This is a genomic window from Devosia sp. Root436 (genome assembly GCF_001426345.1).
GTDB lineage: Bacteria > Pseudomonadota > Alphaproteobacteria > Rhizobiales > Devosiaceae > Devosia.
Window position 1 is genome coordinate 327923 of the sequence record NZ_LMEM01000001.1, and the last position, 15870, is coordinate 343792.

18 protein-coding genes are annotated in these 15870 nt (G+C 64.4%); 7 read left to right on the forward strand and 11 right to left on the reverse strand.

All coding sequences use genetic code 11. The annotated features are described in order from the left end of the window. Positions 1 to 93 precede the first annotated feature (93 nt). Together ASD04_RS01685 and ASD04_RS01690 are read right to left on the reverse strand one after the other, a co-directional pair. Positions 94 to 606 (reverse strand): GNAT family N-acetyltransferase, encoded by a 513-nt coding sequence (locus tag ASD04_RS01685; RefSeq protein ID WP_056251600.1) that lies wholly within the window; start codon positions 604 to 606, stop codon positions 94 to 96. 28 nt (positions 607 to 634) lie between these two features. After that, a complete protein-coding gene (locus ASD04_RS01690) occupies positions 635 to 943 on the reverse strand; it encodes a chorismate mutase (RefSeq protein ID WP_056251603.1) in 309 nt (102 codons plus the stop codon). A gap of 250 nt (positions 944 to 1193) precedes the next feature. Between ASD04_RS01690 and ASD04_RS01695 the strand changes: the two genes are divergently transcribed. After that, positions 1194 to 1451: a YjhX family toxin gene (locus ASD04_RS01695; RefSeq protein ID WP_056251604.1), complete on the forward strand. Its 258-nt coding sequence runs from the start codon at positions 1194 to 1196 to the stop codon at positions 1449 to 1451. Between the two features lie 162 nt (positions 1452 to 1613). On the opposite strand, the gene ASD04_RS01700 is transcribed toward ASD04_RS01695, so the two are convergent. The 6 genes from ASD04_RS01700 to ASD04_RS01725 all read right to left on the reverse strand — a co-directional run bounded on the left by ASD04_RS01700 (position 1614) and on the right by ASD04_RS01725 (position 5499). After that, complete coding sequence (locus ASD04_RS01700; protein WP_056251608.1) at positions 1614 to 1931, reverse strand: hypothetical protein; 318 nt, start codon at positions 1929 to 1931, stop codon at positions 1614 to 1616. 247 nt (positions 1932 to 2178) lie between these two features. Further along, a complete protein-coding gene (gene gatA / locus ASD04_RS01705; protein ID WP_056251611.1) occupies positions 2179 to 3663 on the reverse strand; it encodes an Asp-tRNA(Asn)/Glu-tRNA(Gln) amidotransferase subunit GatA in 1485 nt (494 codons plus the stop codon). Beyond that, positions 3656 to 4111: a hypothetical protein gene (locus ASD04_RS01710; RefSeq protein ID WP_056251615.1), complete on the reverse strand. Its 456-nt coding sequence runs from the start codon at positions 4109 to 4111 to the stop codon at positions 3656 to 3658. The genes gatA and ASD04_RS01710 overlap by 8 nt, the downstream gene beginning before the upstream one ends. Beyond that, on the reverse strand, positions 4108 to 4590 hold the full coding sequence (locus tag ASD04_RS01715; protein ID WP_056251617.1) for a GNAT family N-acetyltransferase: 483 nt from the start codon (positions 4588 to 4590) through the stop codon (positions 4108 to 4110). The genes ASD04_RS01710 and ASD04_RS01715 overlap by 4 nt, the downstream gene beginning before the upstream one ends. Further along, positions 4590 to 4877 (reverse strand): Asp-tRNA(Asn)/Glu-tRNA(Gln) amidotransferase subunit GatC, encoded by a 288-nt coding sequence (gatC, locus tag ASD04_RS01720; protein WP_056251621.1) that lies wholly within the window; start codon positions 4875 to 4877, stop codon positions 4590 to 4592. Before gatC ends, ASD04_RS01715 begins: the two co-directional genes overlap by 1 nt. 88 nt (positions 4878 to 4965) lie before the next feature. Next, on the reverse strand, positions 4966 to 5499 hold the full coding sequence (locus ASD04_RS01725; protein ID WP_056251622.1) for a hypothetical protein: 534 nt from the start codon (positions 5497 to 5499) through the stop codon (positions 4966 to 4968). A 49-nt stretch (positions 5500 to 5548) separates the two neighbouring features. Between ASD04_RS01725 and ruvX the strand changes: the two genes are divergently transcribed. The 5 genes from ruvX to dprA all read left to right on the forward strand — a co-directional run bounded on the left by ruvX (position 5549) and on the right by dprA (position 10376). Further along, positions 5549 to 6022 carry a Holliday junction resolvase RuvX gene (gene ruvX / locus ASD04_RS01730; protein WP_056251628.1) on the forward strand — a complete coding sequence of 158 codons (474 nt, stop codon included), beginning with the start codon at positions 5549 to 5551 and terminating at the stop codon, positions 6020 to 6022. A gap of 79 nt (positions 6023 to 6101) precedes the next feature. Continuing rightward, complete coding sequence (locus tag ASD04_RS01735) at positions 6102 to 7100, forward strand: aspartate carbamoyltransferase catalytic subunit (protein WP_056251630.1); 999 nt, start codon at positions 6102 to 6104, stop codon at positions 7098 to 7100. After that, complete coding sequence (gene pyrC, locus ASD04_RS01740; protein ID WP_056251634.1) at positions 7097 to 8389, forward strand: dihydroorotase; 1293 nt, start codon at positions 7097 to 7099, stop codon at positions 8387 to 8389. Before ASD04_RS01735 ends, pyrC begins: the two co-directional genes overlap by 4 nt. A 257-nt stretch (positions 8390 to 8646) precedes the next feature. Then, positions 8647 to 9255 carry a glycerol-3-phosphate 1-O-acyltransferase PlsY gene (gene plsY / locus ASD04_RS01745; RefSeq protein WP_156461092.1) on the forward strand — a complete coding sequence of 203 codons (609 nt, stop codon included), beginning with the start codon at positions 8647 to 8649 and terminating at the stop codon, positions 9253 to 9255. Between the two features lie 2 nt (positions 9256 to 9257). Next, entirely contained in the window at positions 9258 to 10376 is a 1119-nt protein-coding gene (dprA, locus tag ASD04_RS01750; protein WP_056251637.1) for a DNA-processing protein DprA, read from the forward strand. Positions 10377 to 10437: 61 nt separating this feature from the next. On the opposite strand, the gene ASD04_RS01755 is transcribed toward dprA, so the two are convergent. Further along, the gene (locus ASD04_RS01755; RefSeq protein WP_056251640.1) at positions 10438 to 11463 is read right to left on the reverse strand and encodes an aldo/keto reductase; all 1026 of its coding nucleotides are present in this window, start codon (positions 11461 to 11463) and stop codon (positions 10438 to 10440) included. Between the two features lie 275 nt (positions 11464 to 11738). Here ASD04_RS01755 and topA point away from each other — a divergent pair, with 275 nt between their 5' ends. Beyond that, positions 11739 to 14333 (forward strand): type I DNA topoisomerase, encoded by a 2595-nt coding sequence (topA, locus tag ASD04_RS01760; protein ID WP_056251644.1) that lies wholly within the window; start codon positions 11739 to 11741, stop codon positions 14331 to 14333. 51 nt (positions 14334 to 14384) lie between these two features. On the opposite strand, the gene ASD04_RS01765 is transcribed toward topA, so the two are convergent. Continuing rightward, entirely contained in the window at positions 14385 to 14672 is a 288-nt protein-coding gene (locus tag ASD04_RS01765) for a GIY-YIG nuclease family protein (RefSeq protein ID WP_056251646.1), read from the reverse strand. 116 nt (positions 14673 to 14788) lie between these two features. Continuing rightward, positions 14789 to 15829, reverse strand: a complete 1041-nt coding sequence (locus ASD04_RS01770) for a dipeptidase (RefSeq protein ID WP_244488220.1) — start codon at positions 15827 to 15829, stop codon at positions 14789 to 14791. Positions 15830 to 15870 lie beyond the last annotated feature (41 nt).

Consider the following 15870-nt stretch of genomic DNA (forward strand, 5'->3'; position numbering starts at 1 on the left):
CCGAAGCATGGGATGACGCAGCACCCCTCACCCTCGAAAATCCTCTGGACGAGGATTTTCTATCCCTCTCCCACAAGGGAGAAGGGCGCGAGCCTAGTCCTCATCCTCGATCTCACCCTCGAATGGGCTCAGTCTTTTCTCCAGATGCACGCTCATGAACGGTTCATGCGCCGCCCGCCCATCCGGCCGCAGCGCCAATATCCGATAGCCCTGCTTCTCGTAGAACCGAACCGCCCGCACATTGTCGGCCGGTGTTTCGAGCTGTACCCGTTCCGCGCCTTCGAGCTCCAGCATGCTCTCCATGCGCCGCAGCAGCGTCGAGCCCAGCCCGTGACCCTGCAATTCCGGCATCACGAAAAGAAAGGGAATATAGGCCCGCCGCGCCGAGCGGGAACACCACGCCACCACGATCCCGTCCACCTCGGCAACGATGATGCGGCTCAGCGTTTCCGCCACCGCCTGCGCCAGCCGGCGCTGCTCGGCCTGCTTCATGCCCGGTTGCTCGGTCAGCAGCGGAAAAATCCCGCTTTCCCAGGCGCGATAGGCAATATCGGCCAGCCGGCGAGCATCCGATGTCTCGGCCTTGCGAATGGAAATACCCGCCATGGTGGCCTCCTTGAGGGACTGATCGCCCCTAGCGGCGCCGCGCCGCGATGATGCCCTTCTCGTAGTTGATGTTCCAGTCGATCAGGGTCCGCCACACAAGTTCGGCCTGATCCTCGTCGAGATCAAGAGCCAAACTGCGGTCGCGGACCTTGGCAATGACGGCCTCGATGCGGGCGGGGTCGCGCGCTTCATGCGGGTCGGTCTTGATCTGCGCCATGCGCGTCACATAGCGGTGCCGTTCGGCAAACAGGTTGAGCAGCGCATGGTCGACGCGGTCGATCTCGATGCGGACGTCGTCCTTGGTTTCGCAGGCTTCGGGCGATTTCGGTGCGGTCACGGCGGGCTTCCAGTCAGTTTTGCTGTTGCTGGTTTGCACCGCCCCGGCCGGGATTTCAACCGCCCGTCTTGCGCAATTGGTCTAGGCGGCGCTATCAAACCGTCATGTCTAGTCAGTCCGAGATCGCCTGAAGCCCCGTCCATCCGCGACGGGGCATGAATGAACCAGTCGCCCGCCGCGCGTGATGCCGTCGGGAGATTATGTTTGTTCGCGGATCGCTGATCCGCCGCTTACAGGCAACTGACTTTCCATGGATATTTCACGAGACGAACAGCGGGTGCTGCACGCCCTGGCTCAGGGTGGCCGCATCGCGCTGCTCAAGACCGAAACCGGCAAGGTGACCGGCCTTGAATTCTTCAACCGCGACGGCTGGCTGATGAGCAATTGCAGCCTGGTCCTGTTCAGGAAACTCAAGGCCCGCAAGGCCATCAAGTCATCCGGCGGCCAACCCTACCGCATCACCCGGCGCGGGTTGGAACTGGTGCGGAGCGAGGTGGATAACAGGTAGCGGCACTCCGCACCCATCCACGGTGTCATTCCGGCGAAGGCCGGAATCCATCCTGAGATGTCTCCACATTCGGTGAGCGTTGATAGACCTCAGGATGGACCCCGGCCTTCGCCGGGGTGACATCGTGCACCTTGGGTCCAGCGTGGCCCCACCCTACGTCGTCTAGTGCCGCGTAACCTCGCTCAGTGCGGCCGCGATGTGTTCCCATTCACTGCCCACGCTGGCGGTGGCGCGGCGCTTGCCGGCACGGCGATACCAGTAATCGGCATTGCCCATATCGGCCTCGATCCAGTGCATCAGCGCATGCACCCAGTCGAAAGCCTGCACGCCTTCCATGGCCTGGACGATGTTGTGCGCCTGTTCCCATTCGGGACCGACGCGCAGCCCGCCCTTCTTGAGCCACCACAGCGCCTGCAGCGGCTTGCTCATATCCTTGGGCGGCTCGGACCAGTCGAGCGAAGTGAAGATGTCAGTGGCCATCGAAGAAACCCTTGCCGGCCCGGACGCCACGCGTGGCGGCGTCACAACCAATTTCAATTTGTGCATTGGGGCCAAATAAGGCGGAATGGTGCGGGGATCAAGTGGGCGCTCTGCCACGCCCTCGTGGTTCGAGGCTCGCGAAGAGCTCCCACCTCACCATGAGGGCTACTGGAAACTCGGTGTATCAACAGCCCTCATGGTGAGGTGCGCTTCTTCAGCGCCTCGAACCACGAGGCGTGGCAGGATATTACCACCACTGCTTCGGCGCAAAATCCCCACCCGCAGCCTTCTCGATCACCCGGCCCGCCGCGAACAGCGTTTCCTCGTCGAACGGCTTGCCGATGAGCTGCAATCCGAGCGGCAGGCCCTTGGCATCCTTGCCGGCTGGCACGGCAATGCCCGGCAGGCCGGCCATGTTCACCGTCACGGTGAAGATGTCATTGAGGTACATCGCCACCGGATCGGCGGCCAGTGCTTCATCGCCCACGCCGAAGGCCGCCGAGGGCGTCGCCGGGGTCAGGATGGCATCGACGCCCGCGTTGAACGCGTCCTCGAAATCCTTCTTGATCAGCGTGCGGACCTTCTGCGCCTTGACGTAATAGGCGTCGAAATAGCCCGCCGACAGCACATAGGTCCCGATCATGATGCGGCGCTTCACCTCGCGGCCGAAACCGGCAGCGCGGGTGAGTTCATACATGTCGGTAATGTCCTTGCCCGAAACGCGCAGGCCATACTTGACGCCGTCATAGCGGGCCAGGTTGGACGAGGCCTCGGCCGGCGCCACGATATAATAGGCGGGCAGGGCATACTTGGTATGCGGCAGCGAAATGTCCTTGACCGTGGCACCCTCGGCCTTGAGCCATTCGAGCCCCTGGCTCCACAGTTTTTCGATCTCGCCGGGCATCCCGTCCATGCGATATTCGCGGGGCACGCCGATGGTGAGGCCCTTCACGCCGCGTTCCACCGCGGCGGCAAAGTCCGGTACTGCCAGGTCGACACAGGTCGAATCCTTGGGGTCGAACCCCGACATGGAGGTCATCATGATCGCCGCATCTTCCACGGTGCGGGCAATCGGCCCGGCCTGGTCGAGCGAGGAGGCGAAGGCCACCACGCCCCAGCGCGAGCAGCGGCCATAGGTCGGCTTGATGCCGACTGTGCCGGTAAACGCCGCCGGCTGGCGGATGGAGCCGCCGGTATCGGTGGCCGTCGCACCGGCGCAGAGCCAGGCCGAGACCGCCGCCGCCGAACCGCCCGAGGAGCCGCCCGGCACCAGGTTGGCATTGCTGCCTTCGGCCCGGAACGGGCTGACGACGGGGCCGTAATAGCTGGTCTCGTTGGACGAGCCCATGGCGAATTCATCCATGTTCAGCTTGCCCAGCATGACGGCGCCGTCGCGCCACAGATTGCTGGTCACGGTCGATTCATATTCCGGCTTGAAGCCGTCTAGGATGTGGCTGGCCGCCTGGGTATGCACGCCCTTGGTGCCGAACAGGTCCTTGATGCCCAGCGGAATGCCTTCCAGCGTCCCGCCCTGCCCGGCCGCCAGCTTGGCGTCGCTGGCCCTGGCCATGTCGAGCGCCTGTTCCGGCGTCACCGCCACATAGGCGTTGAGCGCAGGATTGGCCTTCTCGATCGCCGCAAGATAGGCGCCGGTGAGTTCGGTGGCGGTAAAGCTCTTGGCCTTGAGGCCCTTGCGTGCTTCGGCCAGGCTCAGTTTGGTCAGGTCAGTCAACAGGGATCTCGCTCAGATTGTCGCAGCGGTGATAGATGGTCGTTCCTGCGGGATAGTCCGATGGTGGCGCGTCGCTATTGGCCAGCGCCAGTATCGTATCGCTGCTGGAAACGACACGGATGGAGTCTTCGCCATTTGGCGCGATGGCCATCATGTCTGGATAGAGGTCGCCGGGCATTTCGCACACGGCGTCCACGAAGAGCAGCGGCGTATTGGGCCGGCTCTTGATGTCATAGAAATTGCAGTGAAATTCCATGGACTGGATGCCACTGGTAAAGCTCAGGCTCAGGAAGTCCATGTCCATCCAGGCATCGACGCCCTGCTTTTCCAGCGCCTGGCAGGCGGCGGGGTCGCTGACATAGAGCTTGGTCTGGTCGATAACCATGTCTTCTTGCGCCAGGACGGGCGCGGCGAGCACGAACAGGCCCGCGATCAGATGCGCCTTCATGCGCTTGCCTCCACCGTGAGCGGCAGCTCGAAAAAGGCCGACCACGCGCTGTCGGGATAGTCGAGAAACGGACCACGGGTAACGAAACCGCTACGCGTATAAAGCCGATGCGCCTCGGCCATGCCGGGTCCGGTGCCCGTTTCCAGCATCAGCACGGGCAAGCCCTTCCCGCGCGCCAGCGCCACGATAGCCTCCAGCAGCGCCGAACCGATCCGCTTGCCGCGCATATCAGGGTCGGTGAACATGCGCTTCACCTCGCCCAGTTCCCCCGAATGCACCTTGAGCGCTCCCATGCCCACGGCCTTGCCGGTCTCGTCCCGCGCCACGAACAGCGTCGTGTCGCTGCCGGCCATCTGTTCCACCGTCATCTTGAACTGGAATTCCAGCGGCGACAGCGGCAGCAGATGATCGTTAAGCCGGGCGACGAGGCCACGCACATCGTCCTGCAAAGGCGTTTCGATGGCGATGGAAACCGCCATTATTCGATCACCTTGGGCACCATGAAGAAATTATCTTCGGTCAGCGGCGCATTGCTGACGATCTTTTCCGGATAGCCGCCATCGCTGATCACATCGTCGCGGCGGCGCAACACCATCGGCGTCACCGAGGTCATCGGCTCGACGCCCTCGACATTGACTTCGGCCAGCTGTTCCACAAAGCCGAGAATGGCATTGAGCTCGCTCTGGTAGGCAGCCACTTCGCTCTCTTCGATGCGGATGCGCGCCAGGCGCCCGATGCGCTTTACGGTTGCGGCGTCGACAGACATGGGAAACTCCAGAACAGAACGGCTCGATTTGGGCCGTTATTAGCAACCGTCCGCCACAAAAGACAATGAAAATGGCTGATGGGCCGGATCAGATTTCCAATGCCATCCCGGCTTCGAGCGCCACCAGCCCGCTTCCATCCAGCCGATCCCGCAAAGCCGGGATCGCCAAATCGATCGCCGCCTCGTCCCCCGCCAGCGCCAATAGCCGCGGCGGCGTATCCTCCAGCACACCCTGCCCCAGCGCCGTCAGCCCGGCGCCATCGCCGAACAGCGTCACCACAGCGATTTCCATCCAGCGCCCGAGAACCGGCACGTCGCCCGCCACCAGCAGCAAGGGCGGCTCACCCACGGCGTCGATCAGCACCGCGCCCGGCCCGGCCGACCAGGCCTCCACCGCCGGGGGCGCGTCACCCTCGTCCAGCAACCGCGACGGCTTGCGTGGCCTCCACCGCGCTGCATCGGTGGCTTGCAGCTCCGCGCCGAACCCGGCAATCACCACATCCGCCCCCGAAACCAACTCCGCCGCATCGATTCCCTCAGGCGCCCCCGCAGCATCCACCACCAGAATCGCACCGCCGATATGAACGCGGATCGTCGTCCCGCCGAACCAGGTGAGTTTCATCCAATGCTTTCCTGTCGCCAAATCCAGCCGCAGCCTATAGGACGAAGCCATGACCGACGAGCCCTCCAGCGACTTCGCCAATCCTCTCGCCGCCATCCCGGCGACCGGCCGCGTCATGGCGCTCGACCTCGGCACCAAGACCATCGGCGTCGCCATTTCCGACGGCATGCGCTATTCGGCCACCCCGCTCGAAACCATCAAGCGTACTAAATTCACGCAGGACGCCGAGCGCATTCTCGTGCTGATCGCCGAAAACCAGATCGCCGCCATCATTCTCGGCCTGCCGCTCAACATGGACGGCTCCGAAGGCCCCCGCGTCCAGTCCACGCGCGCCTTCGCCCGCAACCTGGCGCAGAAGACGGCGCTTCCCATCGCCTTCTGGGATGAGCGCCTCTCCACCAGCGCGGTCACCCGCATGATGATCGAGGCCGATCTCCGCCGCGACCGCCGCGCCGAAGTCGTCGACAAGCTCGCCGCCAGCTACATCCTGCAGGGCGCACTCGACCGGCTGCGGCGGGGATAATCTACGTTAAAAGCGTACGCCCACTTGCCCCTCCCGCTCCCCTCGGCTAGACCGCAGCAAGTATCAGGGATCGGAGCGCATGGCCCAAGCTCGCGCCAGCAAAAGCACCTCGTCCGCCGCGTCATCCGGCGATTTCCCTCCTTTCAGCCAGAAGCACCTGCTCTCCATCGCCGATCTCAAGCAACACGAGATCGTGGATCTGCTCGACCGCGCCGAGCGCATGGTTCCGGTCTCCCGGCAGGAGCGAAAATCGCACCCGACTCTGTCGGGCAAGACGCAGATCAACCTCTTCTTCGAGCCTTCTACGCGCACCCAGGGCTCGTTCGAGATCGCCGGCAAGCGTCTCGGCGCGCTGGTGATGAACATGTCGGTCAAGACCTCCTCGGTCTCCAAGGGCGAAACCCTCGTGGACACCGCCGCCACGCTCAATGCCATGCGCCCCGACGTCATCGTCGTCCGCCACTCGGCGGCCGGCGCGGTGGAACTGCTCAGCCAGAAGGTCGGCTGCGCCGTCATCAATGCCGGCGACGGCGCCCATGAGCATCCGACCCAGGCCCTGCTCGATGCGCTCACCATCCGCAACCACAAGGGCCGCATTTCCGGCCTCACCGTCGCCATCTGCGGCGATATCGCCAATTCCCGCGTCGTCCGCTCCAATCTGCTGCTGCTCGGCGCCCTCAATGTCCGCACCCGCGTCATCGCCCCGCGCAACCTGCTGCCCGCCGGGATCGAACACCTCGCCACCGAGGTCTTCACCGACATGCGCGAAGGCCTCAAGGATGCCGACGTGGTGATGATGCTGCGCCTGCAGCATGAGCGCGCCAATGGCCGCATGATCCCCTCGGTCCGCGAATATTACCGCTTCTATGGCCTCGACGCCGAAAAGCTCGCCTTCGCCAAACCCGACGCCATCGTCATGCATCCGGGGCCGATGAATCGCGGCGTCGAGATCGACCCCGCCATTGCCGACGGCCCCGCCTCGGTCATCACCGACCAGGTGGAAATGGGCGTTGCCGTGCGCATGGCCGTGCTCGATGCGCTCCTCCCGGCCAGGAATTCGGAGGGGAACGCAGCATGACCCGGCCCCTGCTCATCGAAAATGCCCGCATCGTCAATCCCGCCTCCGGCACCGATAGCAAGGGCGCGGTCCTTATCGAAAACGGTCTCGTCTCCGACATCGCCCTCGGCGCCCCCATCGGCATCCCCGATGGTGCCGAAGTGATCAATGCCAAGGGCCTCATCCTCGCCCCCGGCCTCATCGACATGCGCGTTTTCACCGGCGAGCCCGGCAAGGAATATCGCGAAACCCTCGCCTCGGCCGGCGAAGCCGCCGCTGCCGGCGGCGTCACCAGCTTCGTCATGATGCCCGATACCTCCCCCGTCGTGGACGATGGCGCGCTGGTGGATTTCCTGATCCGCCGCGCCAAGGCGACCAGCAAGGTCAACGTCCTGCCTGCCGGCGCCATCACCAAGGGCCTTGCCGGCCAGGAGATGACCGAATTCGGCCTGCTCAAGGAAGCCGGCGCCGTCTGCCTCACCGATGGCCGCCAGTCCATCCAGTCGTCAGCCCTGCTCCGCACGGTGATGAGCTATGCCGCCAATTACGGCATGACGGTCGTCCACCACGTCTCCGACCAGAGCCTCACCGGCGACGGCGTGATGAATGAAGGTCTCTTCGCCACCATTCTCGGCCTCAAGGGTATTCCCCGCGAGGCTGAGACCATCCCGCTGGCCCGCGACCTCCAGCTCGCCGCCCTGACCGGCGCGACATACCACGCCGCCCAGATTTCCTGCGCCGCCTCTGTGGAACTGATGGCAGCGGCCAAGAAGCGTAACAAATCAGTTACGTCAGGCGTCTCGATCAATAACCTCGCGCTGAACGAAAACGACATCGGCCGCTACCGCACCTTCTTCAAGCTGGGCACGCCCCTGCGCTCCGAGGATGACCGGCAGGCCGTCATCGAAGGGCTGCGCAGCGGCGCCATCGACACCATCCATTCCGACCACGACCCGCAGGATACCGAGGTCAAGCGCCAGCCCTTCGCCGAAGCCTCCGATGGCGCCATCGGCCTCGAAACCCTGCTCGCCGCCGCCCTGCGCCTGCATCATTCCGGCGATGTCGCACTCATGACCATTCTCCGCGCCATGACCAGCCGCCCCGCCGAAATCCTCGGCCTCCCCTCCGGCCGCATCGCCAAGGGCGCACCGGCCGACCTGATCCTGGTCGATCTCGACTACCCCTGGCAGGTCAGCGAGCGCGACCTCCGCTCCCGGTCCCGCAACACCAGCTTCGAAGGTGCAAGGCTGGGCGGCAAGGTGATGCGGACCATCGTGGGTGGGGAAACGGTGTTCGAGCACGTCGACTAGCCCAAATGCCGACCCCCCCCCGCGATGTCATCCCGGCGAAGGCCGGGATCCATCCTGAGGTCTTTCCTCCTGCTGCGATGGCTCAGTCATCTCAGGATGGATTCCGGCCTTCGCCGGAATGACACCGTGATTGAGGCCCAGCCTCAATTTGTAAACACTCCCGGCTCAAGGCCGGAATGACACCGAGTTTGGGAAGCCTCTTGTGGGAACCACCGCGCTGGGGCTATTTTTCCGCACGATTTGAGGGGGACCACCATATGCCAGCCGACCTGATGCCGCTCCTTTATGCCATCGTCCTCGGCTATCTCTGCGGCTCCGTTCCCTTCGGCCTGCTGCTGACCCGCGCTGCGGGCCTGGGTGATATTCGCGATATCGGCTCGGGCAATATCGGGGCGACCAATGTGCTGCGCACCGGCAATCGCTGGGTCGCCGCCGCGACATTGGTGCTCGATGCCGCCAAGGCCGCCCTGCCGATTCTCGTCGCCCGCTACTATTGGGGCGAAAACGCCGCCATGCTGGCCGCCATCGGCGCCCTGCTCGGCCACTGTTTTCCGGTCTGGCTCAATTTCAAGGGCGGCAAGGGCGTCTCGGTGATGATCGGCTCGCTCCTTGCTTTGTCCTGGCCGGTCGGCCTCATCTTTTGCGCGGTCTGGCTGGTCATCGCCTTCGCCCAGAAAATGAGCTCGCTCGCCGCCCTCACCGCCGCTGCCACCGCGCCCATCTTCGCCTTCGTCGTGGTCAATGAATGGCTCGCGGGTGCGGTCGCCGCCATGGCCATCCTGCTCTTTTTCCAGCACCGCGAAAACATCGCCCGGCTGATGGCCGGCACCGAGCCCAGGATCGGCTCGGAGAAAAAGGCCTCCTAGGCTTGGCGCCGCGCCAGGCCGCCACGCTTACCGACGCGCAGCGTCTCGATTGGCTGCGCCTGCTGCGCACCGACAATGTCGGCCCCGCCACCTTCCGCCAGTTGCTCAACCGCTTCGGCTCGGCCGATGGCGCGCTCGACGCCCTGCCCGGCCTGCTCAGGCGCACCGGCAAGCCTCTGCGCATGCCTACAAAAGCCGAAGCCGAAGATGAAATAGCCGGCCTTGCGCGCTATGGCGCCCGCCTCGTCGCCAGCGGCGAAGCGGATTATCCGCCGCTTCTCGCCTATATTCCCGCCGCCCCGCCGCTGGTCACTATGGCCGGCGGCCAGAACCTTGATTGGCTGCGCACCGTCGCCATTGTCGGCGCTCGCAACGCCTCCGCCGCCGGCATCAAGATGACGCGCCTGCTCGCCGGCGATCTCGGCGAACGCGGCTATACCGTGGTCTCCGGCCTCGCCCGCGGCATCGACACGGCGGCCCATCGCGCCACGCTCACGACAGGCACCATTGCCGTCCTCGCCGGTGGCTTCGACAAGATTTATCCCGACGAGAACATCCCGCTCGCCCACGACATTCTCGACAATGGCGGGTGCCTGCTCACCGAAATGCCGCTGGGCTGGGAACCGCGCGCCCGCGACTTCCCGAGGCGTAACCGGCTGGTTTCCGGTCTCTCCCTCGGCGTCGTCGTGGTCGAAGCCGCCAGGCGCAGCGGCTCGCTCATCACCGCCCGGCTGGCGCTGGAACAGAACCGCGACGTTTTCGCCGTCCCCGGCTCCCCGCTCGATCCGCGTGCCGAAGGCGGCAATGCCCTCATCCAGCAGGGCGCCCGGCTCATTACCAGCGCGGCGGATATCATCGAAACCCTGGGCAGCGCCGACCCGGCCCGTGGCGCCCTGTTCGACCGCGACTGGGAGCCCGACCTGCTGCCCGACACGCCGCCGCCCAGCGAAGACGACCGCTCCCGCCTGCTCTCGGCCCTCAGCGCCACGCCCATCGATGTCGATGAACTGGTCCGCCAGTCCGGTCTCACCGCCTCGTCCATGCAGATGCTGCTGCTCGAACTAGACCTGGCGGGGCAAGTCGAGTGGTCGAGCGGGCAATTGGTGGCGCTGAAGTATTAAGATACCCCGTCTTACGCCCTTCGTGAACCTTCTCCCGCAAGGGGAGCAGGAAGTGCTGGCCCTACCGCCCGCCCTCAATCTTGCGGCTGCGCTGGTTCATGCCGCTGGCGCCATAAGGATAGTCGCCGATGGCCGGCCTGCTGACGGCGCTCAGCGTCTCCATCTCCTCGGCAGTCAGCACCAGATCGACCGCGCCCAGATTGTCCTGCAACTGTTCGGTCGTCCGCGCACCCAGGATCACCGAGGTCACCGCCGGCTGCGCGGCCACCCAGGCAAGGGCGATTTGCGCCATGCTGACGCCGCGGGCCCGGGCGGTCTCCTCGAGTGCGCCGATAATGTCCCAGGTGGCCGATTTGGCATTGCGGCCGGCATAGGCTTCCTGGCCACGGTCCGGCCGTTCGCCCAGTCGCGTGGCGCCTGACGGCATCTGGTCGCGCTTGTATTTGCCGCTCAGCCAGCCGCCACCCAGCGGCGACCACGGCAGCAGGCCGATCCCGGCATCCAGCGCCGCCGGCACGATTTCGTGCTCGATATCGCGCACCAGCAGATTGTATTGCGGCTGCAGCGTCACCGGCGGCTGGTAGCCATTGGCTTTGGCCAGCCATACGGCCTTGGTCATCTGCCAGCCCAGGAAATTGGAAAAGCCGTAATAGGCAATCTTGCCGTTACGAATTGAGTCATCGAGAAAGCGCAGCGTTTCCTCCAGCGGCGTCAGCGCGTCGAAGGCGTGCATTTGGTAGAGGTCGATGTGGTCTACCCCGAGCCGCTTCAGCGACGCATCCAGCGCCTCGCGCAGGTTCTTGCGCGACAGGCCAAGATGGTTCGGCCCGTCCCCCATGGGGAACCGCCCCTTGGTGGTGATCACCAGATCGCGCAGCGCCTTGCCCTTGAGCCAGCGCCCGACGATCTCCTCGGACACGCCGGCGCTGTAGACATTGGCCGTATCGATGAAATTGCCGCCGGCGGCCACATAGTCGTCCATCAGCCGGAACGAGGTCGCTTCGTCCGCCTCCGCGCCGAAGGTCATGGTGCCGAGGCAGTATTTGGTGACGACGGTGCCGCTATTGCCGAGCTTGCGATAGTCCATGTCAAATCCTCCAGAATGGCCCTGTGCTCCACGGACGGCAGCGCGCGTCGGCGCGGGCCGGTCAATCGGGAGCAATGCAACGAGGGCGTGGCGCAGAACGCGCATCCCCATTCCTGCATATCTGGTATGGCAGATGCAAGGCGTGGCGGAATCGGGCCAAAAAATCCTCTCTCTAAGAGAGAGCCCGATCGCGGCGCGTTTGCCCGCATTGACACGCTGTTCCGGCTTCACCATGTTGCGCCACTTCTTACAAAGCGTTGCGGAACGGGTCATCCATGAAGGTCGTCGTCGTTGAAAGTCCGGCTAAAGCCAAGACAATCAACAAATATCTGGGGTCGGGCTACGAGGTCCTGGCCTCCTTCGGCCATGTCCGTGATTTGCCCGCCAAGGATGGCTCGGTGCGTCCCGACGAGGACTTCGCCATGTCCTGGGAGGTCGATACTGCCTCCCGCAAGCGCCTTGCCGACATCGCAAACGCCCTCAAGGGCGCCGATGGCCTGATCCTCGCAACCGACCCGGATCGCGAAGGCGAAGCCATTTCCTGGCATGTGCTGGATGTGCTGCGCCAGAAGAAGGCCCTCAAGAAGGACACTACCGTCCAGCGCGTGGTGTTCAACGCCATCACCAAGGACGCCGTCACCACCGCGATGGCCCAGCCGCGCGAAATCGACATGCCGCTGGTCGATGCCTACCTGGCTCGCCGCGCCCTCGATTACCTCGTCGGCTTCACCCTCTCGCCCATCCTGTGGCGCAAGCTTCCGGGCTCCCGCTCGGCCGGCCGCGTGCAGTCGGTAGCATTGCGCCTCGTCTCCGACCGCGAAGCCGAGATCGAGAAGTTCAAGGCCGACGAATACTGGTCCGTCGAAGCCAAGCTGGCCCAGTCGGGCAAGAGCTTCCTCGCTCGCCTGTTCTCGGTGGATGGCAAGAAGAGTGACAAGCTCGACATCAAGACCGGCGAGAATGCCGCCGAGCTGAAGAAGCTGATCGAGGCCGGCCAGTTCAACGTGTCATCCGTCGACAAGAAGCCGACGAAACGCAATCCCTACGCCCCCTTCACCACCTCTTCGCTGCAGCAGGACGCCTCCTCGCGCCTCGGCCTGTCGCCGTCACGCACCATGCAGATCGCCCAGCGCCTCTACGAAGACGGCCTCATCACCTATATGCGAACCGACGCCGTGCAGATGGCGCCGGAGGGCATCGCCATGGCCCGCTCGGTCATCGGCAAATACTTCGGCGAGGAATACCTCCCCGAAAAGGCTCGCATCTACCAGACCAAGGCCAAGAATGCGCAGGAAGCGCACGAAGCCATCCGCCCCACGGATATGTTCAAGCGCCCCGAACAGCTGAGCATCGATGCCGACCAGGCCAAGCTCTATGGCCTCATCTGGCGCCGCACCCTCGCCAGCCAGATGAAATCGGCCGAGATCGACCGCACAACCGTCGATATCGCGGTCAACGTGCCCGGCCGCGCGGTGGAACTGCGTGCAGTCGGCTCCGTCGTCACCTTTCCCGGCTTCCTCAAGCTTTATGGCGTCGAAGTAAAATCTGACGAAGACACCGACGACGAGGATGACCGCGAATTGCCGCCGCTGGCCGTCGGCGACAAGCCGAGCCTGCAGCAGGTCGATATCGAGCAGCATTTCACCCAGCCGCCCAGCCGCTATACCGAAGCCAGCCTCATCAAGAAGATGGAAGAGCTCGGCATCGGCCGTCCCTCGACCTATGCCGCGACCCTCACCACTCTCAAGGACCGCGACTATGTCCGCCTCGAGGGCAAGGCCCTCCATCCCGAGGATCGCGGCCGCATCGTCACCGCCTTCCTCGAAAACTTCTTCAACCGCTATGTCGAATACGGCTTCACCGCCGGGTTGGAAGAACAGCTCGACGAGATTTCGGCCGGCGAGCTCGACTACAAGCAGGTACTGCGCGATTTCTGGCGCGATTTCACCGCCGCGACCGAGGAGATCAAGGATCTCCGCGTCTCCGAAGTGCTCGATGCGCTCAACGAGGCCCTGGCCAGCCGCATCTTCCCGCCCAAGGAAGACGGCTCGGACCCGCGCCGTTGCCCCACCTGCGGCAGCGGTCAGCTGTCGCTGAAACTGGGCAAGTTCGGCGCCTTTATCGGCTGCTCCAACTATCCCGAATGCAAGCACACGATGCAGCTTTCGGACGCCGCCTCCGGCCAGTCCAGCGAAGCGGCTCCCGGCGACGGCATTCTGGGCACCGATCCGGAATCGGGCGAGGAAGTCTTCCTCAAGTCCGGGCGCTTTGGTCCCTATGTGCAGCTCGGCGACGGCAAGGAGCCCAAGCGCTCATCCCTGCCCAAGGGGTGGGACGCTGCTGCCATGACGCTGGAATCGGCGATGCGCCTGCTCAAGCTGCCGCGCGAAGTCGGCCTCCATCCGGAAACCGGCCTGCCCATCTCCGCCGGCATCGGCCGCTACGGCCCCTTCGTGCTGCATGATGGCAAATATGCCAACCTGCCCGAAGTGGAAGAAGTCTTCACCGTCGGCCTCAACCGCGCCGTCGACCTCATCGCGCAAAAGGCCGCCGGCGGCTTCCAGCGCGCCAGTGCCTCGGCAATCAAGACCTTCGAGCATGACGGCGGGCCCATCAAGATCGCCATCGGCCGCTTCGGACCCTACGCCAATCAGGGCAAGGTCTACGCCAACATTCCCAAGGATGCCAAGCCCGAGGATGTAACGCTGGAACAGGCGGTCGCCCTGATCGCCGCCAAGATCGAAGCGGGCGGCGGCAAGAAGAAGGCCCCGGCAAAGAAGGCAGCCGCCAAGAAACCGGCCGCGAAGAAAGCTCCGGCGAAAAAGGCAGCACCGAAAAAGACCGTGAAGGCGGAAGACGTTCCGTTCTAGCCCATCTTTCCCAAAGCACCGTATCGCCCTCGGGCTCGACCCGAGGGCCACTCACCGCGTGATCAGGTGATAGAGATCATCCCATTCGGGATTGTCCTTCTCGATCAGGGCATCCTTCCAGTCCCTGATCCAATGCTTGACGTTTCGCTCGCGTTGCATTGCGCGATAAATGTCCTGGTGCTCTTCGAAATGCACCAGCAGATGGCAATGATGTTCCTGAGTGAAGCTGGGCACGAACTCGTTTTTGTGCTGCCATACGCGCCGAACGAGATTTGAAGTCGACCCCACATAGATGGCGCCAAACTTCCTGTTCGCCACAATGTAGACCCAAGCTGCCATAATCCAGTGGGTGCGGAAACTGGTCCTCGGGTCAAGCCCGAGGACGGCCCGTGTGTAGCAACGACCCCGGGACCGCCCTCGGGCTCGACCCGAGGGCCATCCGCCGCAGTCGCCCCCTACCCCATGACCCTTTCCACCATCCCCACCCAGTTCCCCAGCGCGATCTTGCGCACCAGTTCCTCCCCATAGCCCTTGTCCAGCAGCGCCTGCAGCAGCTTCTGCACGCCGGTTACGTCCCCAATAGCCGCCGGCACCATGGCGCCGTCGAAATCGCTGCCCAGCGCCACGCCGTCCTCGCCCAAAGCCTCTACCAGCGCATCGACATGGCGCACCATCAGCTCGATTTCGGTATCGGCGATGAACCTGCCGTCCGGCCGCAAGAAGCCCACGGCATAGTTGAGCCCCACCATGCCCTTGCTCTCGGCAATGGCGGCCAGTTGCCAATCCACCAGGTTGCGGGCATGCGGGGAAATGGCATGCACATTGGAATGGGTCGCCACCAGCGGGTGGCTGCTGATGGCGGCCACATCGCGGAACCCCGCCGCATTGAGATGGCTGAGGTCGATCATCACCCCCATGCCATTGCACACCCGCACCAGTTCCTTGCCCGCATCGCTCAGGCCCGGCCCGATATCGGGGTCGGCATCGTGCCGGAACGGCACCCCGGTCCCGAAGGCATTGGCCCGGCTCCACACAATGCCGATGGAGCGCAGACCGGCCGCATGGAGCACATCCAGCGAGCGGAAGTCGGTATCGATGGCCTCGGCCCCCTCGATATGGAAAATCGCCGCCAGCGTGTCCGCCGCCATCGCCGCCCGCACGTCCCCAGCGTTGCGGCACAGTGCCAGCGCGCCCGCCCGTTCCAGCCGCAGCAGGATGGAGGCCATGCCGCTGGTCGAAGCCATCGCATCGCCCCAGGCCAGCTCCGGCGGCAGGTTGGGGCTGAGCCCGGCACTGCCGCTCACGGCTGCCAGCCCCGTCTTCAGCGGCGGCGGAAACATGGCGAAAAACCCGCCTTTCATCCCGCCCGCTTTGGCCCGCGGCAGGTCGATATGCCCCGCCGGACTCCCCTCGATGAACCCCCGCTCCTTGTCCGCGCCATCAGTCTCCAGCAGGCGTAACAGCGTGTCATTGTGGCCGTCGAAAAAGGGAATCATGTGCGGGCAGTCCATGGAATCGTGTGCCGGTCATCTATCGT